28 protein-coding genes and 4 tRNA genes are annotated in these 25,369 nt (G+C 35.4%); 21 read left to right on the top strand and 11 right to left on the bottom strand.

Features of this window, described 5'->3' with window-relative positions:
* Positions 1-13 precede the first annotated feature (13 nt).
* Positions 14-88: transfer RNA gene (locus M0Q20_RS06090), tRNA-Gln, on the bottom strand.
* 184 nt (positions 89-272) lie between these two features.
* Here M0Q20_RS06090 and M0Q20_RS06085 point away from each other — a divergent pair.
* From M0Q20_RS06085 to M0Q20_RS06070, 4 genes are all read left to right on the top strand, one after another.
* Entirely contained in the window at positions 273-1,253 is a 981-nt protein-coding gene (locus tag M0Q20_RS06085) for a phosphatidylglycerol lysyltransferase domain-containing protein (RefSeq protein ID WP_295059324.1), read from the top strand.
* Positions 1,250-1,699, top strand: a complete 450-nt coding sequence (rimI, locus tag M0Q20_RS06080; RefSeq protein WP_295059321.1) for a ribosomal protein S18-alanine N-acetyltransferase — start codon at positions 1,250-1,252, stop codon at positions 1,697-1,699. The genes M0Q20_RS06085 and rimI overlap by 4 nt, the downstream gene beginning before the upstream one ends.
* Positions 1,680-2,336 (top strand): hypothetical protein, encoded by a 657-nt coding sequence (locus tag M0Q20_RS06075; protein WP_295059318.1) that lies wholly within the window; start codon positions 1,680-1,682, stop codon positions 2,334-2,336. The genes rimI and M0Q20_RS06075 overlap by 20 nt, the downstream gene beginning before the upstream one ends.
* An 82-nt stretch (positions 2,337-2,418) precedes the next feature.
* Positions 2,419-3,459 (top strand): polysaccharide deacetylase family protein, encoded by a 1,041-nt coding sequence (locus M0Q20_RS06070; RefSeq protein ID WP_295059315.1) that lies wholly within the window; start codon positions 2,419-2,421, stop codon positions 3,457-3,459.
* 5 nt (positions 3,460-3,464) lie between these two features.
* Here the strand turns inward: M0Q20_RS06070 and M0Q20_RS06065 are convergent, their stop codons facing one another.
* From M0Q20_RS06065 to M0Q20_RS06055, 3 genes are all read right to left on the bottom strand, one after another.
* On the bottom strand, positions 3,465-3,815 hold the full coding sequence (locus M0Q20_RS06065) for a CbiX/SirB N-terminal domain-containing protein (RefSeq protein ID WP_295059312.1): 351 nt from the start codon (positions 3,813-3,815) through the stop codon (positions 3,465-3,467).
* 96 nt (positions 3,816-3,911) lie between these two features.
* Positions 3,912-4,574, bottom strand: a complete 663-nt coding sequence (locus M0Q20_RS06060) for a response regulator transcription factor (protein WP_295059309.1) — start codon at positions 4,572-4,574, stop codon at positions 3,912-3,914.
* A complete protein-coding gene (locus tag M0Q20_RS06055; RefSeq protein ID WP_295059306.1) occupies positions 4,571-5,830 on the bottom strand; it encodes a response regulator in 1,260 nt (419 codons plus the stop codon). Before M0Q20_RS06055 ends, M0Q20_RS06060 begins: the two co-directional genes overlap by 4 nt.
* Before the next feature lie 115 nt (positions 5,831-5,945).
* On the opposite strand from M0Q20_RS06055, the gene M0Q20_RS06050 reads away from it, so the two are divergent.
* The 14 genes from M0Q20_RS06050 to M0Q20_RS05985 all read left to right on the top strand — a co-directional run bounded on the left by M0Q20_RS06050 (position 5,946) and on the right by M0Q20_RS05985 (position 19,195).
* Positions 5,946-7,382, top strand: a complete 1,437-nt coding sequence (locus M0Q20_RS06050) for a response regulator (RefSeq protein WP_295059303.1) — start codon at positions 5,946-5,948, stop codon at positions 7,380-7,382.
* A 133-nt stretch (positions 7,383-7,515) separates the two neighbouring features.
* Entirely contained in the window at positions 7,516-7,902 is a 387-nt protein-coding gene (locus tag M0Q20_RS06045) for a response regulator (RefSeq protein WP_295059301.1), read from the top strand.
* 2 nt (positions 7,903-7,904) lie between these two features.
* Positions 7,905-8,399 (top strand): chemotaxis protein CheW, encoded by a 495-nt coding sequence (locus M0Q20_RS06040; RefSeq protein ID WP_295059299.1) that lies wholly within the window; start codon positions 7,905-7,907, stop codon positions 8,397-8,399.
* 2 nt (positions 8,400-8,401) lie between these two features.
* The gene (locus M0Q20_RS06035; protein WP_295059297.1) at positions 8,402-10,048 is read left to right on the top strand and encodes a methyl-accepting chemotaxis protein; all 1,647 of its coding nucleotides are present in this window, start codon (positions 8,402-8,404) and stop codon (positions 10,046-10,048) included.
* Positions 10,049-10,312 carry a hypothetical protein gene (locus M0Q20_RS06030; protein WP_295059296.1) on the top strand — a complete coding sequence of 88 codons (264 nt, stop codon included), beginning with the start codon at positions 10,049-10,051 and terminating at the stop codon, positions 10,310-10,312.
* Entirely contained in the window at positions 10,305-12,380 is a 2,076-nt protein-coding gene (locus M0Q20_RS06025) for a chemotaxis protein CheA (RefSeq protein ID WP_295059294.1), read from the top strand. The genes M0Q20_RS06030 and M0Q20_RS06025 overlap by 8 nt, the downstream gene beginning before the upstream one ends.
* The gene (locus M0Q20_RS06020) at positions 12,343-13,197 is read left to right on the top strand and encodes a protein-glutamate O-methyltransferase CheR (RefSeq protein WP_295059292.1); all 855 of its coding nucleotides are present in this window, start codon (positions 12,343-12,345) and stop codon (positions 13,195-13,197) included. The genes M0Q20_RS06025 and M0Q20_RS06020 overlap by 38 nt, the downstream gene beginning before the upstream one ends.
* 13 nt (positions 13,198-13,210) lie before the next feature.
* Entirely contained in the window at positions 13,211-14,035 is an 825-nt protein-coding gene (locus M0Q20_RS06015) for a HAMP domain-containing sensor histidine kinase (protein WP_295059290.1), read from the top strand.
* Positions 14,036-14,506, top strand: a complete 471-nt coding sequence (locus M0Q20_RS06010) for a chemotaxis protein CheD (protein ID WP_295059288.1) — start codon at positions 14,036-14,038, stop codon at positions 14,504-14,506.
* A 15-nt stretch (positions 14,507-14,521) separates the two neighbouring features.
* A complete protein-coding gene (locus M0Q20_RS06005) occupies positions 14,522-15,544 on the top strand; it encodes a chemotaxis response regulator protein-glutamate methylesterase (RefSeq protein ID WP_295059287.1) in 1,023 nt (340 codons plus the stop codon).
* Positions 15,545-15,562: 18 nt separating this feature from the next.
* Positions 15,563-15,937, top strand: coding sequence for a response regulator (locus tag M0Q20_RS06000; RefSeq protein ID WP_295059285.1), 375 nt, complete (start codon positions 15,563-15,565; stop codon positions 15,935-15,937).
* Positions 15,938-16,018: 81 nt separating this feature from the next.
* Positions 16,019-16,696, top strand: a complete 678-nt coding sequence (locus tag M0Q20_RS05995; RefSeq protein ID WP_295059283.1) for a hypothetical protein — start codon at positions 16,019-16,021, stop codon at positions 16,694-16,696.
* Between the two features lie 89 nt (positions 16,697-16,785).
* A complete protein-coding gene (locus M0Q20_RS05990) occupies positions 16,786-18,351 on the top strand; it encodes an ATP-binding protein (RefSeq protein WP_295059282.1) in 1,566 nt (521 codons plus the stop codon).
* Positions 18,352-18,490: 139 nt separating this feature from the next.
* Complete coding sequence (locus tag M0Q20_RS05985; protein WP_295059280.1) at positions 18,491-19,195, top strand: DsbA family protein; 705 nt, start codon at positions 18,491-18,493, stop codon at positions 19,193-19,195.
* 90 nt (positions 19,196-19,285) lie between these two features.
* Here M0Q20_RS05985 and M0Q20_RS05980 read toward each other — a convergent pair.
* From M0Q20_RS05980 to M0Q20_RS05970, 3 genes are all read right to left on the bottom strand, one after another.
* A tRNA-Met gene (locus tag M0Q20_RS05980) sits at positions 19,286-19,362 on the bottom strand.
* Positions 19,363-19,464: 102 nt separating this feature from the next.
* Positions 19,465-19,539: transfer RNA gene (locus tag M0Q20_RS05975), tRNA-Gln, on the bottom strand.
* 20 nt (positions 19,540-19,559) lie between these two features.
* Positions 19,560-19,636 (bottom strand) — tRNA-Met (locus tag M0Q20_RS05970).
* A 157-nt stretch (positions 19,637-19,793) separates the two neighbouring features.
* On the opposite strand from M0Q20_RS05970, the gene M0Q20_RS05965 reads away from it, so the two are divergent.
* The gene (locus M0Q20_RS05965) at positions 19,794-20,822 is read left to right on the top strand and encodes a bifunctional 3,4-dihydroxy-2-butanone 4-phosphate synthase/GTP cyclohydrolase II (protein WP_295059359.1); all 1,029 of its coding nucleotides are present in this window, start codon (positions 19,794-19,796) and stop codon (positions 20,820-20,822) included.
* Between the two features lie 17 nt (positions 20,823-20,839).
* Positions 20,840-21,814 carry an FAD:protein FMN transferase gene (locus M0Q20_RS05960; protein WP_295059278.1) on the top strand — a complete coding sequence of 325 codons (975 nt, stop codon included), beginning with the start codon at positions 20,840-20,842 and terminating at the stop codon, positions 21,812-21,814.
* On the opposite strand, the gene M0Q20_RS05955 is transcribed toward M0Q20_RS05960, so the two are convergent.
* From M0Q20_RS05955 to M0Q20_RS05940, 4 genes are all read right to left on the bottom strand, one after another.
* Positions 21,758-22,204: a hypothetical protein gene (locus tag M0Q20_RS05955; RefSeq protein WP_295059277.1), complete on the bottom strand. Its 447-nt coding sequence runs from the start codon at positions 22,202-22,204 to the stop codon at positions 21,758-21,760. The genes M0Q20_RS05960 and M0Q20_RS05955 overlap by 57 nt on opposite strands.
* Positions 22,188-22,661: a hypothetical protein gene (locus M0Q20_RS05950; RefSeq protein WP_295059276.1), complete on the bottom strand. Its 474-nt coding sequence runs from the start codon at positions 22,659-22,661 to the stop codon at positions 22,188-22,190. The genes M0Q20_RS05955 and M0Q20_RS05950 overlap by 17 nt, the downstream gene beginning before the upstream one ends.
* On the bottom strand, positions 22,661-23,188 hold the full coding sequence (locus M0Q20_RS05945; RefSeq protein ID WP_295059274.1) for an FMN-binding protein: 528 nt from the start codon (positions 23,186-23,188) through the stop codon (positions 22,661-22,663). The genes M0Q20_RS05950 and M0Q20_RS05945 overlap by 1 nt, the downstream gene beginning before the upstream one ends.
* Positions 23,189-23,279: 91 nt before the next feature.
* Complete coding sequence (locus M0Q20_RS05940) at positions 23,280-24,509, bottom strand: porin (RefSeq protein WP_295059272.1); 1,230 nt, start codon at positions 24,507-24,509, stop codon at positions 23,280-23,282.
* Positions 24,510-24,690: 181 nt separating this feature from the next.
* Between M0Q20_RS05940 and M0Q20_RS05935 the strand changes: the two genes are divergently transcribed.
* On the top strand, positions 24,691-25,369 hold a 679-nt coding region (locus tag M0Q20_RS05935; protein ID WP_295059270.1), incomplete at its 3' end, for a DUF695 domain-containing protein.

Here is a 25,369-nt window from a genome sequence, read left to right as displayed (position 1 = left end):
AAATCTTTTCATGTGGATGGGGTAGAGGGATTCGAACCCCCGAATAGCGGCACCAAAAGCCGCGGCCTTACCGCTTGGCGATACCCCAGTATCTAAACAGTAGTTTTATCAAACGGATGGAATTATAAATTTACTCGCCTTATAACGCCCTTAATTATTAGATAAAAAAACCCTAAAATATGCTCTTTGAGAGGGGTAAAAAAATAGTAGTTGCAAATGATAAAAAAAGATGTATTATTCCATTATAATTTATGAAATTAAGGAGGTTATATATGGGAAGTTTAACTGTCAATAAACAGAAGTTAAAACGATTTACAATTTCTACAAAGCCTATCATGGAGGAGTATCTAGGAAAGGTAGATGTAGATTTAAGTGACTATACATTTGCCGCAAACTTTGTATGGCTTGCAAACAGCAGCGGATTTTATGCAGTTATAAACAAGTGCTTTTGTCTCTTTGTTATGACTGGCGGTGAACTGACCATGCTCCTTCCTCCTCTAGGAAAGAAAAAGCATATAACAGATGCTATTATCCGATGTTTTGAAGTTATGAATGCCAATAACTCATCTCCATACTACTCTCGCATAGATTATGTTCAGGCTTCCATGCTTGAGGAGTTTATACAAAACAGTGATGAAGCGCAGAGTATGTTTGAGATGTTGGAGTCTTATCTAGTTGAGAAAAAACTTGTTGATTATGTTTATGAAGCGGGTGCGCTGATTGATCTGCGTGGAAACAGCTATCATACAAAAAGAACCGAGATAAACAAGTTTATGAAGTCCTATCCGGATTTTGTTGTTGAAGAACTAGATAGTCTTAAGCATAAAGATGAGTTACTACACCTCTTTAATAAATGGGTCTCTGATAGAGTAAAATATATGCCAAAAGAGGAGGCGGAAGTCTTTTTAGAGGGTATTCATCAAGAGAGACATGCCATAAAGCAGATGCTAAAACATTATGAAGAGCTCTCCTTAATAGGTCTGGTCATCTATATTAACGGCGAGCTAAAAGGCTTTACCGTTGGAGAGAGAATCAACCAAGATACGGCAACCGTAATTATAGAAAAAACTGATTTTGAGATTTTGGGATGTGCGCAGTTTATATTTAGAGAGTTCTCAAAAATGTTAAAAGAGCACTACAGCATTGAGTATATAAATGTAGGCGATGATATGGGATTTGAGAATCTCCGCAAGGTTAAGATGTCTTACCGTCCATTTAAGCTTGTACCAAAGTATACAATTTATCAAAAATGAAAATAAGAAAAGCATTAAAATCTGACACATCTTCACTTTATGCGCTAGAAGGGGAGCTTTTTACTAAAGAGAACTATCCGCTATCAAGAGCTTCCTTTGCTTATCATGTAAAGAGTAATCTACTTTATGTAGCCGAGGTTGAGGGTAAAATAGTAGGTTATATTTTGGTGCTCATTAAGCGTAAAAATGCCAAGCTCTACTCTATAGGAGTAGCCAAAGCTTACCGTAATAGAAAAATTTCACAAGAACTACTCAAGAGTATACTCAAAGAGCTACTCTCCTTAGGTTTTGAAGCGCTACTGCTTGAGGTGCGCACGGATAATGAAGCGGCTATGGCTTTATATAAAAAAATAGGCTTTAATGAACGTAAAAAACTAAAAGCCTTTTATCTAGATGGGTGCGATGCCTGTTTGATGGAGATAAGATATGACAAAGGTGTATTATAAGCAGATTTATAAGGATATAAGCAGTAGTAAACTGCTTAAACTTCAGGTTATTGTTCTTTTTGTAACAACTTATATAGACTGGACAATTATGCCCTATGTTGCAAAGCTTGAGGGGATGCATCTTCCTGTTTATATGATTAGTTTTTATATGTTAATAGGAGCAACAGACGGGTTGATTCAACCGTTTTTTAAAAGAGTAAAAATATATAATATTTATCTTTTTGTAATTATTTTAGATATTATACAAATTCTTAGCTACTCGCTTATTATGGTAGATGTTATTCTTTTTACATATGTTATTTTGAGCATATTTACCATTCAGGCTATTACATTTGAGATTTCAAGGGTTCATACTATCCATTTTATGAAGGATGAGATTGAGATTAAAGACTATCTTATTCTTAGATCTTTTTTTGTCTCAGCAGCGATAGTAGGCGGTGCTGTTACTGCTATGATACTTGACTATTTTAATGTTAAATTGAGTAGTATGCTGATTTTCCTATCTATACTTGGGGTGTTGGCAGTTATAGTAGAGTATAGGCTTTATAAAAAGTTTAAAAATATTTTGCAGGATGATGATATCATCATAGAACGACAAAAAAATTTGCTTAATAATAAGATAAGATATCCAGAGTAGTTATTTTGCACTTTTGATGACATTTAGGGATTTTGCAACAATAATTCTGCTATAGTAAAATAAAAAAGCGGGTCTTGAGATTATGAAAAAAGTGTTGTTGAGTGTTTTGTTTATGCTTCTTTTTGCAGATTTGCTAAGTGCGCAAAAAAGTAGCAACATAGATGATGAGAGTGCAGTTGTTTTTATGTATCACCGCTTTGGTGAGAGTAAATACCCATCTACAAACATAAGAATGGAGCAGTTTGAGGAGCATCTTAAATATCTTGCAAAAAATGAGTATAAAGTTTGGCCTCTCTCAAAATTAGTCCGCTATATTAAAGAGGGAAAAGATATTCCAAAAAAAGTGGTTGTACTTACTATCGATGATGCATATAAGAGCATATACACCCACGCATTTGCAAGATTTAAAGAGTATAACTTCCCCTTTACAGTCTTTGTTAACTCTTCTCCGGTAGATAACGGCTCTAAAAATTACATGAGCTGGGATGAGATGAGAGAGATGCAATCTTTTGGAGCAGAGTTTGCAAACCACTCAAAAACACATGACTACATGTTGCCAAAAGAGGGTGAACAGAGTTGGAAAAAGCGCATAAAAGATGAGATAGATGTTGCACAAAACAGGCTTCAAGAGGAGCTGGGAGAGGGCACAAATGAGAATCCTAAAGTATTCTCTTATCCATTTGGAGAGTACACAAAAGATACGGCTGAGTTTATAGAGTCACTTGGGTATGTGGGAGTTACTCAAACCTCCGGTCCGATAAACCTTTATAGCGATACGAAATTTCTTCCACGTTTTGCCATGGCAGAGGCGTTTGGGGATATGGAGGGATTTACTCTAAAACTTAAAACACTTGTACTTCCAATAGAGTCGATTTCATCAATAGAGCCCTTAGTTACTGATGAAAACCCTCCAAAACTCACCATAAAGCTTAAACGTAGTGTAAAAAATATAGGGTGCTTTCTCGCAAGCGGAAAACCAATACCGCTTAAGTGGAACTCTGATGTGGAGTTTAGTGTACAAGCAAATGAAAAGTTAAAAAGTCCAAGAGATAGATATACATGTACTGCTATGGCTGGGAATGGCAGATGGTACTGGTACAGCCACTTTTGGATAATTAAGTAGCTCTGTTACCTGTTTAAGAGGATGTTTTCTATCATCTTTACATAGGCGCTGTTCGCACCGATATGATCTAAAACTTCTATCTTAATCTCATGCTTTTTTGAATATAAGGAGGCAAGCTGAGGTACATCTTCTCTTACATGCTTTCCGGGAGCCAAAAACAGAGGCAAAACAGTAATGGTGCTTGCACCTGAAGCCTTTAGCTTCTCTACAGCCTCTTGGAAATCAGGCTCTGCTAACTCTAAAAAAGCAAGCTCAATATTTTCAATATTTTGGCGTAACTTCTCTAAAACCTCTCTAGATGCATCATTTGAGGCTTTGAGTTTGCTTCCATGTGAGAGCAGTATATATCCGTTCATCTTTAAACCTTAATTTATATGTGAAAATATAACATAATTGTAATTTAGTTAAAGAGGTAAGTTATCTTGAATCTAGATTTTAATTTAGCTCTGTATCTATTTTACAATCGGAACAACTCCTATATAGCCCTCTCCTTTAATATTTTGGATAAAAGAGTCAGGTAGAATTTTCTTTAAATTTCTCATTGTTGATAAAATAGTAGCATGAGAAATTGCTTTACCCTCCCAAACATAATCTCTTAGCATATCAAATGTAACTAAACTGTTTTGATTTTTTATCAAAAGATATAAAAACTTTTTTTGAGTAGAGCTGAGCTTGGTAGGAGCATCATCTTTAAGTAGTGTACGATTTTGTAAATCATATCTAAAATTATCATTGAGCTGTAGATAACTATTAGTTGAATTTTTTGGATTACTCCGCAGCATTCTGACTTCAAGCTCAGCTAAATCAAAAGGTTTTTTGAGGTAATCCGCAGCTCCGAGTTCAAAGGCTTTGAGGACTTTTTGCACATCAGTTAGAGCACTTATAAAAAGAGTTGGAGTTGAAATATCATTCTCTCTAATATATACTAAAACTTCAAAGCCATCAATCTCCGGGGTATTAATGTCTAGTATCATGCAGTCGTATTCATGAAGGTTTGCATACTGTAGTAGCTGCTCCCCATTTTCAAAATCATCTACCTTGTAGCCTTTGATAGTTAAAAACTTTTTAATATTTTGTCTTAGATGCAGCTCATCTTCCATTAGCAATATTTTCATTTTATTTGGGGTAACTCCATTTTCATACAAAATAACTCACTGTCCATCTCGGCACTAATGCTGATATCACTCTTTTTACATATAGATTGGACAAGTTCAAGACCGATGCCCAGTCCGAAAATTTCCTCTTGCTGACGATTATATTTTTGAAATATTTTTGAAATATTTATCTCTTTAGATACTTTGTTACAAATCAAAAATATCCATTTATCCTCTTTTTTAGTGATAGATATAACTATTTCGTCATTTTCTTTTGTATATTTAATAGAGTTTGAGATAAGGTTATCTAAAATTCTCTCCATCTCCTCTTGATTTAGCAGAACCGGCATCTGTTGCGGTATGTTTATATTAAACCTCAAGGAGCGGCTCTGGGCTGCTAGAGTAAAATATTGGACTCTTTGATTAAGAATCATAGAAAAATCAAAGATGCTTTTTTCTCTTATCTTGTTTGAGTAGCTAATCGAGTAGTAGAGATCATCATAAATATTTTGCAGAGTTTTACATGCGGCAAGTGACATTTGAGTATAGTTGGTTTTTTCATACTCTAACTCCTGCATCTGCATGGCTGAACTTATGATGCTAAGAGGTGTGTATAGCTCATGAAATGACTCCTCCATAAGCCTTTTTAAATTTGCAAAGAGCCTAGCTTTTTGTAGATGTGTCTGAACTCTAGCGATAAGCTCTTTTGGATGACAAGGTTTTGCTAGGTAGTCGGTTGCACCCTCTTCAAGCCCTTTTACAATATCTTCAGCGGTGTCTTTTGCCGTTAAAAAAATTACTGGAATATCTTTAGTAAGTTTATTTTGTTTTAACTCTTTTAAAACTTCATAACCATCCATTTTAGGCATTACTACATCAAGCAAAATAAGCTCCGGCTCAAAATTATTGATAATATCTAATCCATCTTTACCATTTAGGGCAACTTGTATATCGTAGTTGTAGGGAGAGAGAATATCTCTAAAGAGAGAGAGGTTCTCCTCCCTATCGTCAATAATAACTATTTTTGATCCTAACGACCTCTTGTCTATCTCTTTTAAAAGAGAGTTTTTCTGCGTAGCATCCTCTACAATTTCCTTTTTTTTGGAAGATAAAAGATTGATTATCTTTGTAGCGGCCTTCTCCATAGAGATAGCCATTTTTCTTTGATCCTCGCAAAAATCATCCTCATCCTGAAATATTTGTGAATATCCCAAAATAGTGTTTAAACTATTGCGAATGTCGTGTAGCATTTTTGAAGTTAGTACTATAGAGTCCATTACCATCCATTTTTAAAGCATTGAGGCTATTTTACCAAAATTAGTATTTTTTGCATTCTTTTTGCATTCTTGTTTGATTTAATACGTTTCATATGAGTTTATTAAAAGAGTTGTAATGGAAAAATTAAGACTTCTTATAGCTGATGATAATGAAGATAATCGTCTAGTTTTAAGAGCTACATGTAGAAAATTAGAATGTTTTGAGATTAAAGACGCAGTTGATGGTCTTGAGGCAGTAGAGATTGCAGAGTCGTGGCAACCTCATATTATCCTGATGGATATAATGATGCCAAAAATGGATGGCTATGAAGCATCTAAAATTATAAAAGAGAAATATCCAGACACTGTTATTATTGCAGTTACAGGTGTTCTTGATTCTAGAGTTGAAGATAAGATGAGTCTAATTGGTGTAGATATATACATACATAAACCAATAGATAGAGAGTTAATTCGTTTTAAACTTCAAAGTATCGCTTCTTCTTTTCGTTTAAAGCTAGGCGGCTTTAAAGATAGAACAAAAGCAACGGTGTTAAATCCTTTTAACTCTGACATTCCATCATATAAAACTATCTTTGACATAGTTGATGCTGAGGCGATGATGGAGTTTGGAATGTGGCTCTTTGATAGATACAACGGCAAGATTATGGCTGTATCTGGAAAGTTTGACAAAGTTATTGAACTTTTTTATAAGTTGATGAGTCAAAGAGACAAAGATGGCGAGATGATGACTATTATTGTTGAGGAGAGTTATGACGAGTTTTACATCACAATGAAGTTTGAAAAAGCTATCACTTTAGAGCAAAAAATCTTAGATATGCTGAATGAATTTGGAACAGAGGTTATTGCCCAAGAGAATATATTTTGTGCAAGACTAAGCAAGCCTATAGAGAAAGAGGTAGTTGCGCAAGATTTATCACAACAAGTACAAACAAAGAAAGCCTCAGTTGAAAATATAAAAATTCAGCATACAAATGAGATTGAAAAAGAGGTAGAAGTTATAGAATCTAAAGAGAGTATAAAAGAAGTAAGAGTTATAGAATCCAACGAAAAAGAGCTTCTTCATCAAAGTTTTGTCCATAAAACAAGCGCAGCAGATTATGTTGAAGAGATAGGTGATATTTTGGATGAAATTCTTGAACTCTCAAGTATAGAGGAGGAGTGGAGGGAGAGACTAAATTTGATTGAAACAGATCCTAGTGAGGATAACCTTATAGATTTTGTAGATAGTGTTCTTAATGTTTATGTTCGTGTTATAAATAGTCTTTTTGAGTTTACTGCTCTTGCATATGCTCTTACTTCTTTGGGAGTTTTTATCAAAGATAATGCAAAGATTATAAGCGAAGATAGTTCAAAAATAAAAACAATGATTATGCTTTTTGAGCATTTGGGAGAGGACCTTACTTCATGGAGAGAGCATATATTTGTTCTACAAGATACGGCAGATATACACTATCTTGATAGTTCGTTCTTTAGCTCATGTATGCAGATAGAGGGAATTATCGGCAACAAAGAAGTAAGCGCGGATGATGAAGACTGCATGGAGTTTTTTTAAAAACATAGCCTAAGAATCTCGAAAAATCTATTTTTCGTAGCTTTAGGGGGTTGCAAGGGACAAAATTGTCCCTGCCACATAAACGGACGAGTTCGTTTATGTGTTATAAATAATAACAAGGAGAAGTAAAATAATGGCAAAAAGAGTAATTATTGTTGATGACTCAAGAGCAGTTATCGCAACGGCGGAATTGGCTTTGGAGGGGATGATAAACTCTAACACTATAGAGTTTAAATCTTATCTAAACCCAATGGAGCTTTTAGAGGCACTACAAAATGGAAGTGAAAATTTTGACCTTCTCATCAGTGATGTAAATATGCCTGAGTTAAACGGCTTGGATCTTGCACGCGCTATTAAAGCGGATGAGAGATATAAAAATAAACCGATTATCATCTTAACAACGGAGAGTTCAAACGAAATGAAAATGAGTGGAAAAGAGATAGGTGTAACAGGCTGGATGGTAAAGCCATTTAGTGATGAGAAGCTTGTGAAATCTCTACAAATGGTATTAGGAGTCTAAATATGGATAAGAATGTAGCACAGTCAAAAAGGGAGAGATATCTCACTTTTCATATAGGAAGTGAGCAGTATGGGATAGCGATAGATAGAATCAAAGAGATTATCGCCATGATGAGCATAACAAAAGTTCCAAATATTCCGGCATATATGAGAGGGGTAATTAATTTACGCGGCTCAATCATACCGGTCGTAGATACAAGACTCCGTTTTGGAATGGAGTATAGAGAGTCGGATATGCATACGGCAATTATTATTGTCGAGGTAGAGAAGATAAGCATAGGGTTTATCGTAGATAGAGTTGAAGAGGTATCTTCTATAGAGTCGTCAAGTTTGAGCGAGCCTCCAAAATTTGGAAGCTCAATAGATACGGATTTTATCTGTGCGGTTGCTCAAATAGAGGAAGAGGTAGTGATGATTTTAGATGTGCTTAAGCTTTTTGAAGCTGATGAGCTAGTAGGAATTGAACAAATAGAACAAACACAAACACAAGGAGAATAGATATGAAGTGGTTAGAAAATATGGTTTTACAAACAAAGTTAATGTTATTAACCGGAGTAATGATGGTGTCATTAGGTGTTCTTGGATATATGGGATATAACACAGCACAAAAGTGGGAGAGTAGTATTGTTGATGTAGGTTCTGTCAAACTTCAATCTTTAGTAGGTCTTATGGGGATGCGTGTCGGGATTAATCAGATAGTGATTCAGCAAAACCGTGTTCGTGGACTTAGAGGTGATAGTGACATGAATAGAAAAGTTAAAGATGCTATTGAGCGAAGCCATATAGCCTTTGCTAATTATGAGAAAGGATTAAGCATCTATGCACCGCTCCCTCAAACTCCTCAAGAGCAAAAAGAGTGGGAAAATTTTGAAAAACTATATAACAAATGGAGTAGTACGGTTAAAAAATTTCAAACAGATGTTCTTGAACCACTCTCAGAAGCTAAAGATGAAGAGATGATTGAAGCGTATTTTGCACAAACAACAGCATTTATTGAGATGATATTTCCACAACGCATTGAGGTTCTTTCTAACATGGATAGACTTGCAAATTTAAATATTGAGTCTTCCAATGAGACTGTAAAGATGGCACAAGCTGACACAAAAAGCACTATTGAAATGACTATGGTAGTGGTACTTGCTGCGTTTATAATTTCAATTTTACTTGCGTTTATGATTATTCGCTCGATTACTCGCTCTATAACACAGAGTGTAACTTCTATTCGTGATGGTGCTATGCAGATTACATCAGCGAGTGATCAAGTTGCTTCTTCATCCTCATCTTTGGCTCAAGGTGCTAGTGAGCAGGCTTCAAGTGTTGAAGAGGTAAGTGCAACTCTAGAGGAGAGTACGGCTATAAATACTCAAAACACAGACAATGCACGTCAAGCCGATATTTTGGCAAAAGATGCAAACGACTCGGCAAAAACAGGATATGAAAAAGGTGAAGAGCTATCTAAATCTATGCATGCTATTACGGAATCAGCGGCTAGAATCTCAGGAATTATCAAAGCAATTGATCAAATTGCGTTTCAGACAAACTTACTTGCGTTAAATGCAGCGGTTGAAGCAGCAAGAGCAGGTGAACATGGATTAGGTTTTGCAGTTGTTGCTGATGAGGTTAGAAATCTTGCACAAAGAGCTGCAGGTGCGGCAAAAGAGACTTCAGATATTATTGAAGAGGTAGTAGGGCAGATTAAAGAAGGAAATGAGATTGCACATGCTACTCATACCTCTTTTGAAGAGATAGTAGAACAGACTAAAAAAGTCTCAGACCTAATCGGTGAAATCTCTATAGCAGGGAAAGAGCAGAGCGAAGGTATGACACAGATAAATCAGGCTATGGGACAAGTAGATCAGGTAACACAACAAGTTGCTGCTAACTCAGAAGAAGCTGCAGCCGCTGCTGAAGAGCTAAATGCACAGGCAACATCTATGATGGATACTGTAAGAGTTTTAGCACAGATGGTTGGAATGCAGGCTAATGCGCCTGTGACAGTAGCAAAAAAGAAAACTAATAAGCAGATTGAGACTACTAAAAAACTTGAGACAACACAGAAAAAAACAAGTGAACCAAAAAGTAGCTCTGCAAAAAACAGAGCTGAAGAGATTTTTCCTCTACATGAAGACGATCTTAAAGAGTTCTAGATGGAATTCAATGGAGATATATTAACCATAGACATAGGAATGTCTATGGAGGAAGTAGAAGAATTCCAAGAGTTCATTCGTCCTAGAATTGATTATATCGAGACAATTGAGGCAGATGAGGACGATGCTCTAAGATGTAGTGCTCTTTTGGCTTTGCTAGTGAGTTTAAAACGAACTAAACCGGAACTAAACATTCCTTTTTTAGAAAAGAAAAAGTTGGTTTCACAGAAATATGGAACCATTCATTGGATATGTCATGACTAAACAAGAACAGGTAAAAGCTATTTTTATCGAAGAAGCCGGTGAAATAATTGAAAAATTAGATATTGATATTATTCGCTTTGAAGAAAATTGTAGCGATTTTAGTTTATTAAATGAAATCTTTCGTGGAGTTCATACGCTAAAGGGCAATGCCAATGCTTTTGGTTTTACTCGTCTTGGCGAGTTTGTTCACCACTTTGAAGATGTGCTTGACCACTATCGCAGTACGCAAGAGAGCATAGAAGAGTACAATTTAGAGCTTTTTGTAGGTAGCGTTGATGTTATCAAAGAGGTTATGATTTGTGAGCTTGATGCTATAGATACATTGCCCCAAAGCTATCACGCTTGTTTGGAGAAGATTAAAAATCTTATCTCTATAAAAAAAGGTCTATCTGACTCTGTAGTTGAGCAAAATGAGAGTGTCTCAGAGCTAAAGGATTTGGCTATGGAGTTTGGAGTAAGCTGCGAGGAGCAGCAGCAAAACTCTATAGAGAGATCTATAAAAGAGGCTCAAGCTAAGCAGAGCGAAGGTTTGAGTGTTTATAAAATAGATTTAACTCTTGATAGTGATTGCTATAAAAGAGGTTTTGATTATCTTCTGTTTTTAAACTTGCTTGCACAAAAAGCTCTGCTACTGGAGAGTTTTTTCAACATGGAGGGTGTCGTCGAGATAGATAGTTTTAAAAATGATGAAAACTACATTGGAAAGGTATCCGTTGTTGTTTTAATTCCTCTTTTAAGAAGCGAAGTAGATGAGTTTTTTGAATTTTTGTTTGATAATGAGTATGAGATAAATCTAATCGCGCCGCCTGCTGCAGAGATAATGGAGGTAGCAGATAAGCCGTTAGCTAATACTGCTAAAGTTGCCGATAGCAGTTCGATAAACTCTATGTCTTCAAAGTCAACTATACGCATAGACACTTTTAAACTCGATGAGCTTTTTGACTCGGTAGGAGAGCTCGTAATTGCACAAAACTTCATCGCCCAAAATGAAAAAATAAGATCCATTGAGGATGAGTCAATAAGTCGTACTATAGAGACACTTTCAAAGATTACTAAAAAAATCCAAGATCGCGTCATGAGCCTTAGAATGGTTGCTATAAAAGATACTTTTGACAAGATGAGAAGAGTAGTTCGGGATACTTCTAAAAAGACAGGTAAAGAGCTTAATCTTATCGTTCAAGGTGAAGATACAGAGATAGACAAAACTATGATAGACAGCCTCTCTGACCCGTTAATTCATATCATCAGAAATGCGATAGATCATGGATTGGAATCTAATGCAGATGAGCGTAAAAGTGCTGGTAAAAATATAGAAGGGACGATTACCCTAAAAGCTTTTCATAAAAGTGGAAGCATTGTTATTAGCGTAAGTGATGACGGTAGAGGAATCAACAAAGAGAAAGTTTTAGCAAAAGCGATTGATAGAGGCATTGTTAGTGGAGATGAAAACCTAAGTGACTCTCAAATCTTTGCTCTTGTCATGCAACCAGGGTTTTCAACAACAGAGAGCATTAGTGACCTTTCAGGTCGCGGTGTAGGTTTGGATGTAGTAAGAACATCGATAGAGAAGCTTCGAGGAAAGATAGAGATTGACTCAAAAGAGGGCGAAGGAACTACGATTTCAATGATTCTTCCTTTGACACTTGCAATCATTGACGGAATGCTTGTGCGAACTGCAGATGAGATATATATCATCCCGACTCTAAGCATTGTTGAGTCGTTTCGTCCTGAAAAAGAGATTGTAAATGTATTTAAAGAAAAGGGAGAGTTTGTCAGCTTAAGAGGGCAATATATACCTATTATGAGACTAAGCGATGTATTTAATCTAAATACTAAGCGTATTGAGCCATGGGAAGGGATTTTAGTTTGTGTGGAGACCGAGGGAGGGCGAATAGCGATTTTAGTTGATGAGTTAGTAAGTCGTCAGCAGGTTGTTATAAAAACATTGGGTAAAACATTGGCTATGTTAAAAGAGATTTCCGGTGGTGCGATTCTTGGAAACGGAGATATTGCTCTTATTTTAAACGTAGATGAACTACGACCTTTGGTTAAAACAGCTCATGTTTGATATTGAATTAAAACCAGAGGAGTTTAAACTTTTTCGTAACTATATCTATGAAAAGGTGGGTATTTCTCTCTCTGAGCAGAAAACTACACTAGTAAAAGGAAGGCTCAACAAGCGGTTAAATCAGTTGAATATAGCTTCATTTAAAGAGTATTACAACTATCTTATTAATGATGCCAGCGGGGAAGAACTTACCTTTTTTGTAAGTGCCATATCTACAAATGTTACCTCTTTTTTTCGTGAGAGTGCACAGTGGAGTTGGCTTGAAGGTTATCTGCCACAGATGGTGGCATCTAAGAGAGAAAAAAAATTAAGAATCTGGTCGGCAGGATGTTCAAGCGGAGAAGAACCATATACGATTTTAATGTTTTTGCAAAACCATCTTCCTGATTTTGAGAGTTGGGATATTAAGATTTTGGCGACTGATATCTCATCAAAAGTTCTATACAAAGCGATTTTGGGTCATTATGAAGCAAAACAGGTAGAGCAGCTGCCAAAAAGTATAGTTATGAAATCTTTTGAAAAAGTACATGAGCAAAATGTTTTAAAATATAAAATAAAACCGTTTCTTAGGGAGAAAGTAATGTTTCGTCTATATAATCTTATTACAGATACTTTCTTCATAAAAAACGAGTTTGACATGATTTTTTGCAGAAACGTTATGATCTATTTTGATGAAACCAATAGAAACAATCTTGTCGAGCGCTTTACTACTCTGTTGCCAAAAGGAAGACCTCTCTTTTTAGGAAGCTCTGAATCTTTGACGACACATAAAAACAGTCTAAAACTTTTGGGCTCTTCGATTTATCTAAAAATATAAGGAGGATTGAGTTTTGCAAAACAAAATAGATGAAGAAAACTTGAATGATGAGTTGGCATTTTTGAGCAAAAAAATCTTAGATCTAAATAAAAAACTCATCGAGAGTGAAAAAGCAAAATCAAGGTTTCTCTCACTTGTGGCAAGTAAGTTAAATAACCCTATGACAGCTATTTTGGGGATACTACCTCATTTGAAAATCATAGATACAAAAGAGAACAGATTTTTCTATGAGTTGGTCTATAAAGAGGCCCTAGACCTTGATTTTAAGATTCAAAATCTAGTAATGGCATCTGAGATAGAGAGTGGAAAGATTGATGTCTCGTATGCTTTGGTAGATCCTATTGAAATTATAAAAGAAGCTATTGAGAGCCTTAAATATCTCATAGAAGAGAAAAATATTGAGATAAAGATAGATAGCAAAATCAAACAAAAGATTGTAACTGATCCAAAAAAGGTATATATAATAGTAAAAAACCTTATCTCAAACGGTTGTAGATACGGTTTTGAAAATAGTCTGCTTTGGATTGAGTTGGATATAAAAGAGTCTATGTTTATTATTAAAGTAAAAAATCGAGGTGATGCCCCTAATGTAAAATATAAACCTGAAGTATTTACCCGTTTTGCGAAAGATGCAAGCGGTGAGCATGGTTTGGGTATCGGTCTTAGTGTTGTTCGTGAGATTTGCCAAAGATTAGATGGAACAATAGATTATGAAGCTGAGGATGAATTTGTTACCTTTGTAGTAAAGTTGCCCTTTGATGAAGAGATGATTGACTCCCAAGCTTATGGGTCAAATGAGTTTTTATTTGAATCCTTTGATGATGCTATTGAGTTATAGATGATAGAGGGAAACTCAACTTTCATACATGTAGGTCAGATACATGTTGATGTTGCACCGGCTGCAATTTCAACTGTTTTAGGCTCTTGTGTGGCAGTTTGTCTTTATGACAAAAGATTAGGTATTGGCGGAATGAACCACTATCTGCTTCCCTTTTGGAACGGCAACTCTTTGCAATCTCCAAAATTTGGAAATATTGCCATTCCAAAGTTGATAGAGAGCATGCTTGAGCATGGGGCTAGTATCAAAAATATAGAGGCAAAAATCTTTGGAGGAGCATCTATGAATATCACTTCATCATGCAACATGATGATAGGTGAAAAAAATATATTGGTTGCAAGAGAGACTTTAAAAGAGTATAAAATTCGCATTGTGGCAGAAGATGTCGGTAGAGAAAACGGCAGAAAGATTCAATTTAATTTACAAAACTCTAAGGTGTTGTTGAAGTATACAGTAAAGGCAAAAGCATAATGCTAGGAGATAAAAATGGCTATTAGAGTGTTGATTGTGGATGATAGTGCTACTGCTCGTGCGGTTTTACGTGATATATTAGAGTCAGATAGTTCTATAGAAGTTGTGGCGGCCGCTTCTGATGCCTATGACGCAAGAGACAAGATTGTTGAACTTAAACCCGATGTTGTCTGCTTGGATGTTGAGATGCCTAGAATGGATGGCATTACTTTTTTAAAAAAGCTTATGCATCATATGCCGCTACCTGTTGTTATGGTCTCTTCACTTACACAAAGTGGAGCCAAAACTACACTTGAAGCACTTGAAGCCGGAGCTGTTGATTTTGTTCCAAAACTGCACTCTCATATCTATGACTCTAAAGATGAGATGAAAGATGAGTTAATTGCAAAGATAAAGGCAGCCTCAAAAGTAAAAGTTTTTAAAAAAGAGTTAAAGCAACAGATGTATGCAAATACTACATCTTTGGCTGAGACTACAAACAAGATTTTAGCCATCGGTGCATCAACTGGCGGTACGGAAGCTCTTAAACAGCTGCTTATTGGACTACCTAGAAATGCACCGGGAACAATTATCGTTCAACATATGCCGGCAAATTTTACGGAGCCATTTGCTCAAAGATTAAACTCCATTTGTGCGATGGAAGTAAGAGAAGCAAAAAATGGTGACAGCATAACTCCGGGTGTTGTTTTAATAGCCCCTGGAGATTATCATATGGTTGTAAGACGCTCTGGGGCAAGATACTATGTAGAGATAGGAAGCGGTGAGAAAGTCTCAGGACATAGACCTTCAGTTGATGTTTTGTTCAACTCAGTTGCAAAAATCGCGGGAGCAAATGCAATCGGTGTAATACTCACGGGAATGGGGTCTGACGGTGCAAAGGGACTACTTAGCATGAGAAATGCCGGGGCAAGAACAATAGGGCAGGATGAAGCAAGCTCCATAGTTTACGGTATGCCAAAAATCGCTCATGATATAGGGGCAGTTGAGAGACAAGTAGCGTTAAGTAAAGTGGCTAATGCCATACTTTCGTTTATATAATTTAAGGTAGGAAGATAGATGAGAATTTTTTTAGCAGAAGATAACGAAGATAACTATTTGATTGTAAAATCAAATCTAAAAAAAATACAAGAGCCTATTGAACTACTATGGGCAAAAGATGGAGAGATTGGCATTGAGATGCTCAAAGGTGAAGATGAAATAGATCTCTTTTTGGTGGACATTGAGATGCCAAAGATCGGCGGATTAGAACTAGTTGAGTGGATTAGAGAGCAAGAGAGATTTGCAGATAAACCTATCATCGCCGTTACCGCATCTGTTTTTGCAGAGATGAAAAAGATGTATCTTGAGAAAGGGTTTGATTTTATTTTAGAAAAACCATTCTCAAGAAAAGAGCTTCTTGAAATCTTACAAAAAGCTATAAATATATCATGAAAATGCCGCTAATTTTAATAATAGACTATAATTTTAACAGCATTTTGGCAATAAACAATAAAATAGTTAAGGCAAAATAAGATGAAATTCAACTCTATATTATTTAAAATGATGACACCTCTAGTTATTATAACGATTTTAGTAGTAGGGGCTACTTTCCTTGTTACGCATATATATCTAAAAAAAGTCATAGAAAATGTTTTTATTGATTTTCGTGTACACCATTTAGAGGAGGTTTATACTTTAAAGATAGAAAATATTCTTCTTGAAATAAAGAGTGCAGGAGTCGGGATTACCTCTTCAAAGGATGTACAAAACTTTATCCTGAGTAAAGATGCTGCAGAGGGTAGAATGTCACAAGAGATGAAGCAAATATTATCAGATATGAAAAAATTTTATAAATTAGACACCATATATATCGCTCATGTACAAAGTAGAAACTATTTTGACGAAGATGGCTTTGTTCGAGTTATAGACCCTTCTAATAATAAAGAGAGTGAGTGGTTTTTAAAAACACTTGAAGGCGAGAATAATTTTTTGGTTAACACGGATAGTGATTTTGCCGGTTATCTTCATATATGGTTAGATTCAATTGTAGGTAGTAAGGAGAACCCAATAGCTCTTGCGGGTGGCGGAATAAATACTAGAAGTATATTTGAATTTGCACAGAAAAATTTTCGCAAAGATTGTGAAGATATAATTATCATAAGCGACGCAAATATAGTTCATGCTTCATCAAGAGAGAGAGAGATATTTTAAATGTAGCACTGCATGAGTCTGATTTTAGCAAAGAGAAGATAGCTGCGATAGAAAATGCAAAAAAAAGTGGTGGAAACCTAGTTGAATATATGGATAATGGTGAATTGAGAGATTTGCTTTTTATACCGATTAAAGAGCTGAAGTGGAATATTATTATAGATTTTTCAAAAGAGGAGTTTTTAGAAAGTTTAAGTGGTGTTAACGACAGAATTATTTTAGGTGGAGCTATATTGCTTTTTTTACTGCTACTTGTCGGTAGCTTAACCTTTGCATATTTAGTATCAAAACCGCTTAAAAAAATATCATCTGCAGTTAATGATTATGATTATAAAACTGACTTTGAGTTACAAGAGTGTAAAAGTATGGGTAGTGAGTTTGATATGATATGTAACGCATTTAAAAAAAGCTCTACTCTTTTGAGAAAAACACTAGATGAGTATAAATATAATGAAGAGCTCTTAGAGAGTATCATAAATGCTGCTGATGATTATATTCTCTATAAAGATACAAACAGTATGTATCTAGGAGGTAACAGCGCATTTGAAAGATTAAACTCAAGGAAGATAGAGGAGATTATCGGCAAAACAGATGATGAACTCTACTCTGCTGAGGTAGCAGATTATCATATAATGACAGATAGACAAGCAATAGAAAAAAGAGAAACTATTCTCGTTGAAGAGAAATTCCAAAAAAAAGATGGAAGCTTTGTAATCCTTCAGATAAAGAAAAGTCCGATTTATGACAATAAAGGAGACGTAAAAGGGGTTGTTGTCGTTGCAAGAGATATGACTGTAATTAAAGAGATGGAGCAAACACTCTTAACACTTAATGCAACGCTTGAGAAAAGAGTAGAAGAAAAAACGTTAGAGTTAAAAACAGCAAATGAGACACTTGAAATAAATATAGCAAATCTAAAAACAGTAAATTTAAAACTATTTAAAGCCAAAATGGAAGCTCTTCAAGCTGCACAGGCAAGATCTAATTTTATTACCGGTATGTCACATGAGTTAAGAACACCGCTAAATGCAATTATAAATTTTACAGATCAAGTGATAGAAGATTTTGATGAGATGCTTCAAGACAAAGAGATGCAAGAAGATACAAAAATATTTATGCAAAGAGTTCTCATAAATTCAAGACACCTACTTAATCTAATAAATGATTTGCTTGAATTTACAAAAGCCGAAGCAGGAAAGATTGATTATAATGTAGAGGAGTGTGATTTAAATAGTGTTGCAAAAATGGCATATAACAATACCTACTCACTCTTAAACGGAACAGATGTAAAATTTAATTTAAAGCTTCATGATATGCCGCTAATTGCAATAGTTGATTCAAGAAGGTTTTTGCAGATACTTCTAAATCTACTCTCTAATGCAATCAAATTTACTCAAAAGGGCGAGATAGAGTTAAGAAGTTTTGAAGAAAATGGTTATGTAATTGTTGAAGTAGAAGATAGCGGCAAGGGGATACCTGAAGATAAGCAAAGCATTATATTTGACCCGTTTACGCAGGTAAGCGGCACTGACAATGGAACAGGACTTGGACTTGGTTTGGCTAAAAGAATGTGCGATGATATGAATATAAAAATCTCATTTACTTCTATCGAAGGAGAAGGTACTATTTTTCGCTTGGCTGTAAAAAAGATTTCCTGAGTGTGGACTTTCAATAAATAATATTTGCTCTGATATTAACATTTATGACAAAACTAAAAGAGACTTTAGGTTTGGTATAATCTTAGGAGAAATTAGGTGTTAACACTGAATTTATTACACTCTCATAAAGGATATAAATATGCAGACATGTGATAGCGAAACTGGTTTATGTACAATAAGTAGTAGTGACACAAAAGAGGGTGCTCTTAATGTAAATCAAGCAGAGCTTTTTTATGTAGGTGATCCTATGTGCTCGTGGTGCTGGGGGATGTCTGAGGAGCTTAGAAAGATACAAGAGTTTTGTACAAAAGAGGGTATAAAGTTTAGTGTGATCTTGGGAGGTCTTAGAATTGGTGGAGGAGATGCTTGGAATGAGCACTTTAGAGGTTTTTTAAGAAATGAGTGGCAAAATATTCATAAAAAAACAGGTCAAAAATTTGTTTACTCAATACTAGAGTTAAAAGAGTTCAACTATGACACTCTGCCTGCTTGCCTTTCTGTCTATATTGTAAAGAAAATCTTAAAAGACAAAGATGATAATAGCTCAACCGTACTGGGATTTTTCTCTAAAATTCAGGAAAGGTTTTATGCAAAAGGATTAGATCCAACAAGGTTGGAATTTTATCATGATATCTGTAGAGAGTTTAATATTGATATAGATGAGTTTGAAAAACATTTTAACTCTAAAGAGATGAGAAAAGAGCTTGAGAGTGATTTTGCACTAGCAGGAAAATTAGGAGCTAGAGGAATGCCTAGTCTAATATATGTAAAAGAAAACAGAGTTATAAATAGCTCTTATGGATACAAAACATATGAAGATATCATAAAAATGTTGGGTGCTTAGAGTCCCAAATGCTTATATTGGTAATCCAGATTATAAATTATTTTCGGCAGAGCTGAAGTAAGTGATTGTTATAGTAAAAATTTATGATTTTGGTTGCGGAAACAGGATTTGAACCTGTGACCTTCGGGTTATGAGCCCGACGAGCTACCGAACTGCTCTATTCCGCGATATTTTAGCTTACTCTTCGTTAAAATTTCACTCACATACTACAGTATGCTTCGCTTAATTTTGCCTAGATTAAACAAAAATCAATAATTAAATTATTGAAGTGGATGGGGTAGAGGGATTCGAACCCCCGAATAGCGGCACCAAAAGCCGCGGCCTTACCGCTTGGCGATACCCCAACATTGAAAAGTTAAATAATTGGTTGCGGAAATAGGATTTGAACCTATGACCTTCGGGTTATGAGCCCGACGAGCTACCGAACTGCTCTATTCCGCGACACTCTCAAACAAAGCAAATATCTTTGTTGGGGTGGAATTATAGGCAAATAAGCTCTCTTTGTCAAGGAGGGTGCTGGTGAATTTAGAAAAATTGTTTGAACTAAAATTAATCAACTTTTATATACAATTGCGGTATTAAAATGAAAGAAGTATATATGACACCGACACAAAGAGTACTAGAAGCGATTGATGAGATCAAAAGAGGGCGCATGGTCGTCATGATTGATGATGAAGATAGAGAAAATGAAGGCGATTTAGTTTACGCTTCCGCCTTTTCTACGCCTGCTCATGTAAATTTCATGGCTACACATGCCAAAGGATTGATATGTGTAGCTATAAGTAAAAATATTGCCTCAAGACTTGAACTAAATCCCATGGTAAGCTCAAACACATCCTCATATGAGACAGCTTTTACGGTATCTGTTGATGCTAAAAATGCACTAACTGGAATCTCGGCAAAAGAGAGAGACGATACTATCAAGATTTTAGCAAATCCAATAAGTCGTGCAGATGAGTTAGTCAAGCCCGGGCATATATTTCCTCTAATAGCAAAAGAGGGAGGAACTCTTGTAAGAACAGGGCACACGGAAGGCTCTGTTGATTTGTGTCGTTTGGCTGGACTTAGCGAATCGGCTGTTATTTGCGAGATAATTAAAGAAGACGGCACAATGGCTAGACGTGACGACTTGGATATCTTTGCTGAAAAACACAATTTAAAAACTGTATTTATATCTGACATTGTAGAGTATCGCCTTGCTAACGAGAGACTTGTTAGCGAAATAGATATCGAGAACATAGAGTTTTTTGACACTAAGGTTAAAAAGTACACCTTTGCCGATCATGATAAAATAGAGCATACGGCTATAGTGTTTCACAATGTAACATCAGTTGCAAATGTGAGAGTACACAATATTATACCGGACATCGAACTACTCTTAAATCAGAAAAAATATAATAATCTCATAGCTTCTATCGAGTACCTAAAGCAAAATAGCGGTGTTTTAATCTTTATAAACAAGCCCACTCATCATGACAACGCTGCCATGAAAGAGTTTGGAATAGGTGCTCAGATACTAAAATCATTTGGAATATCTAAGATGAATCTTCTTACCTCTATGAAAGCGACCGAGTTTGTAGGACTAGGCGGTTTTGGACTTGAGATAAATGAGGTTATAGATATTTAACAGATATCTATACTGCCTTGAGATTACTACTGCTTCTACTATCTGCGCTCTGCCTCATAAATGCGCAAACTCTCTCTAGAACCCAAGTTCTTATGTCGACCTTTGTTACCATTACAGCAGATGAGAGAGATGCAAAACTTATTGCCGATGGATTTGAAATTATTAAGCTTGTAGAGATGTCACTCTCCTCATATGCGCCGGAGGCGAAAATATATAATCTCAATAAAAACAGATATGTCAAACTAGATGCTCTTACTTACGAGGCACTTAGCTTGAGTAAAAAATATTTTATTAAAACCGATGGCTATTTTGACATAACAATCGGCTCAATTACAAAAGATCTCTACAGATTTGGAGAGAGTGAGAGAGTGGCATACTCGCAGGAGTTAAATAGCGCAAAGGTTGATTTTTTGGCTTTGAGGTTTGATGAAAAAGAGGCTTTTTTAGAGGAAGGTGCAAAAGTTGATTTAGGTGGAATGGCAAAAGGCTTTAGCGTTGATAAAGTTGCAGAGCATTTTAGAAGCAGAGGCGTAAATAGTGCAGTAATATCAGCAAGCGGAGATATAAGATGCCTATCCACATGCAAGATAGATATCCAAGACCCGTTTGATGAGGAGGGTATATTACTATCATTTGAGACCACAAGATATGATTTGGGGGTTACAACTAGCGGAAACTACAACAGATATGTGGTATCGACAAAAAACAACCATCTAATTGACCCAAAAGCAAAAAAACCACAAACCAAGTTCATATCTATAACGTTAATAAGCGAGCTTACTAGCAGTGATTTGGATGCTTATGCAACTGCCGCAACTGTAATGCCTATGAAAAAAGCGTATGAGTTTTTAGAGAGTCTTGGAGTTGGCTATATAGTTTTACAGAGTGATAATGAGCTTGTTATAAGTAAAAACATCTCTGAGTATGCTAAAAATCTACTTCTGAGTGATAACTCTAAAGAGAAGCCAAGAGATAAAGAGAATAAGAACTAATAGTGCAAAAAATGAGAATAGTTTTATATATGCAAAAAATTCAAATCCGCCAATAATCATTAACGGTGCAAAAATTTCAAGTAGTGCAGTACCAAACGTAGCATATATAAGGAGAAGCAAGCTTCTCTTGTATCTTAGTTTTGTAAAAACCAAGAAGTGCAAAAGTACCATGGCAAGAAGTCCAAACACAAAGATATGCGGCAATACTATCTTAAGAATTCCGCCGGCACTCTGTGATGGTATAAACTTCTCTTCATTTCCTATGTAATACTCTAAAACAGAGTTTGGGCTAAATCCTATCTTATGCTCAAATAGCATAACGGCACTAACGATTAGCAGTATAGAAAAAGCTAAGTAGTGAAGGATTGAGAGCTTATACGCTTCTTGCATTTAGCTTCCAAAAGGAGTAAAAAATCATATATATTGCTACAAGATGCCATGCAAAGTAGCCAAAAAGATATATATTTATAAAAAAACTTGAGAAGTAAAAGGCTAAAGGTAGTGATATAAGCGATAAAATAGCGCTTATCATGAGTATATTTGTAAGAATAGCTCTGCTTCTTTTTGCAACTCTTATAAAGATTGAGCTGAGTGTGAGCAAAATCATCATGACAAAGAAAATCTGAGCATGCCAAAACTCCAAAAAAGATGCCTCATTCATAGGGTCTATATATGCATCCTCATCACCAAGAAGTGTTGTTGTTACTGTCTGGGTTGATATTCCAAAATTTGATTTCATAACAAAAATATCAGAGAATATATAAAGAAGTATAAAAAGAAGAAAGCCCTTTAAAATAAGGCTCATAGCACTATCTTTTTGAAGGTTTTTAATAACGGTAAATTTCACTATTTACCTTTTAGTACTTCATCGTAAATCGCGAATGCAACCTTTGAACCATCTATGAAAATTTTAGCACTAAGTGTTGCTCCCGTAATATTTGTAATACTTGATAGTTTTGTTTTGTCTTGCATCTTCACATCTTCAAATTGAGACAGCCATTTATCAGACGGTATATACTCCATAGGCTCATTAAAAGCAACGACCTCAATCCCCTTTAAGGTGGAGTCAGCAGAGATTAAATAGAGAACAACACCATTTTTTGTACGGATTTTTCTATTGATTAAGACTCCATGTCCGGTTGTTTTTCCATCTTTGGTGGCTTTAAAAACTCTCACTATTTTGTTTAGTAGTTTTACTTTGGCACTATCTTCAATATTTTGCACTTGAGCATTTGTCAATAAAATATTCTTTTTTTCAATCTTATTTTCATTTCCAAAATTTTCTTTCATGGCATCTATTGGAGAGATGAGTATTTTAGCACTCAAGGGAAGTGCTAAAATAAGCAAGAGAGAGTAAGTTAAGAGTTGTTTCATAATTATACCTAAAGCTTTAGTTTGTCGGATTTTATTCTATAAAACATCTTTTGTCAATGTAATTAATCAATAATATAAAGATAAAATATTATTAAAAAATAAAGCCCATTGATAGACTAGCTATATTTTTATCAGATACACCATCTTGTCTCTGCATAGCGTAGTCAGCTTTTAAAACAACCTGCTCATGTGGAAAGTAGTTTATACCTACCGTTGTTGTGTCAATCGATGCAACTGAGCTACCGCCCTCTATCTCATCTTGTGCAGAAGTGCTCTCATATTGAACAAATAGGGGCATTTTGTCCTGAGATGAGGTAAATGTCAATAAATCGTAACCAACATTCAAGTAACCGCCTTTTGCACTCTTAGGCTCTCCTATCGGGGTATTGCTACGTTCAGACTGAGTTAAAACACCATAAGCTCTAAACGCATCTTTATTATAATCAAAATGAACATCAATCATACTCAAGTCTGAATCAATGTAAGTCGAAGCACCAAGAAGCAGACCGTTTATGCCTGTATAATCCACTCTTGCAACAACAGCAAGCCCTAGTCTGTTTTGATTTCTATATGAACCGATACGGCTCTCTCTAAGCCACTTCTCTTTCTCTCCTAGTCCGGCTTCTAAATCCAAAGCAGAAAATGCACCTATTTTATATGAGAGATTATCAACTATATTACCGTAAGCCATTATGCCGCTCTCATGCCATGTAGAAGGAATAAGATATTTTTCAGTGTTTGGTCTTTGAACGGTTCTAAAGAGAGTCGGCTCATGTTTTTCGTTGATTAGACCCATAGGCATCAATATATTACCGACTCGTAAATTTATGTTTTCATTAAAAAGAAAGTCAAGATACATAAACTCCACAATAACATAACCATCTCCGGCTTTGTTGTCCCCACCGCCACCATGCTCAAACTCCAGCTCAGCATTTAAGATAATATTGTCTGTAAACTTGTAACCGATATAAGGAACAAATCTATAAACATCAATAATGTCTGAATTAGCAGAGCCTTCATTAGATGTATGTGCATAATACATCTCACCATATCCACCGATGCTTAGTGGCGACTTTGAGTAGTAAACTTTTGATGCCGCAGCGCCTAGACCGCTATGAGACTCTTTTGAGTCAACTGTCGTATAGTTAAATCCAGTTTGCAAATTGCTTGTCTCATCTGTTAGAATTTGAGTCTGCTCTTTTAACTTTGCAATCTCTTCTCTTAACTCCGCAATGTCAGAAGCCGTATCTGCATTTATATTTGTTGTTATTAGCAGTGCAGCAGCAAGACTAAATCCAAATCTTTTTCTTAGTAACTTCATATTAAACCCTTAATTTTAATGTTTTGATTACGATATTTGTTATCATAATCATTAATATGCAGAAGTTTAATATTTTTTTGCTTAAAGTAATATAAGAACGATAATTGTTATCATTACTTTTTTGAAGAAGGATTTTTTAGTTATCTTAGCTATAATTATAAAAAATAAAATGAAGTGAAATATGAGAGAGATATTTAGTAGAGTTGAAGAAGATATATTAGTAAATATAGAAGTAGAGGTCGATATAGAGGAGTACAGAGACTCTTATATCTGGCTTTTTAGTCTTTTTGTAAAGCCAAATAGTATAGATAAAGAGAGTGAGGCTTTTGAGCAATTTTTAGAGATTAAAGAGTCAATGATTATTTCAGTTGAGCATCAAAAAAAAGCAAAATATGTCGGCATGAGAGTTAATGAGGGCTGGTATGAGTTCTATTTTTATGCGAGAGATTCAAAAAATTTGCAAAATTTAGTCTCAGGCATATTAAAAGAGAGCGGTTATAAGTATGAGAGCAGTGTTGTAAAAGATGCAAAGTGGGATTTTTACCATAAAAATCTTTTTCCAAGCGAGCTTGAGTTTCATCATATTCAGAGTCGGAGTATAATATTTCTACTTGAGCAAGAGAATGATGAGCTTTTGGCGCCTAGAGATGTGGAGCATTATGTATCGTTTGATACGGCGACTCAAAAAGAGAGATTTCTAAAATCTGCGCTGACATTGGGATTTGAGTTCAAAGATGATATAAGCAGCGAAGAGTTTGAGCATGGGGCTGCTCTTGTAAAGTTTCATAATGTTACTTTGGAAGTGGTAATAGTGGTTGTAGAGGAGCTTTTTGAACTGATAAAAAAAGAGCATGGCTATT

This window comes from Sulfurimonas sp. (assembly GCF_023229025.1).
Classification (GTDB): Bacteria; Campylobacterota; Campylobacteria; order Campylobacterales; family Sulfurimonadaceae; genus Sulfurimonas.
This window is presented reverse-complemented; position numbering and strand designations above follow the sequence as displayed.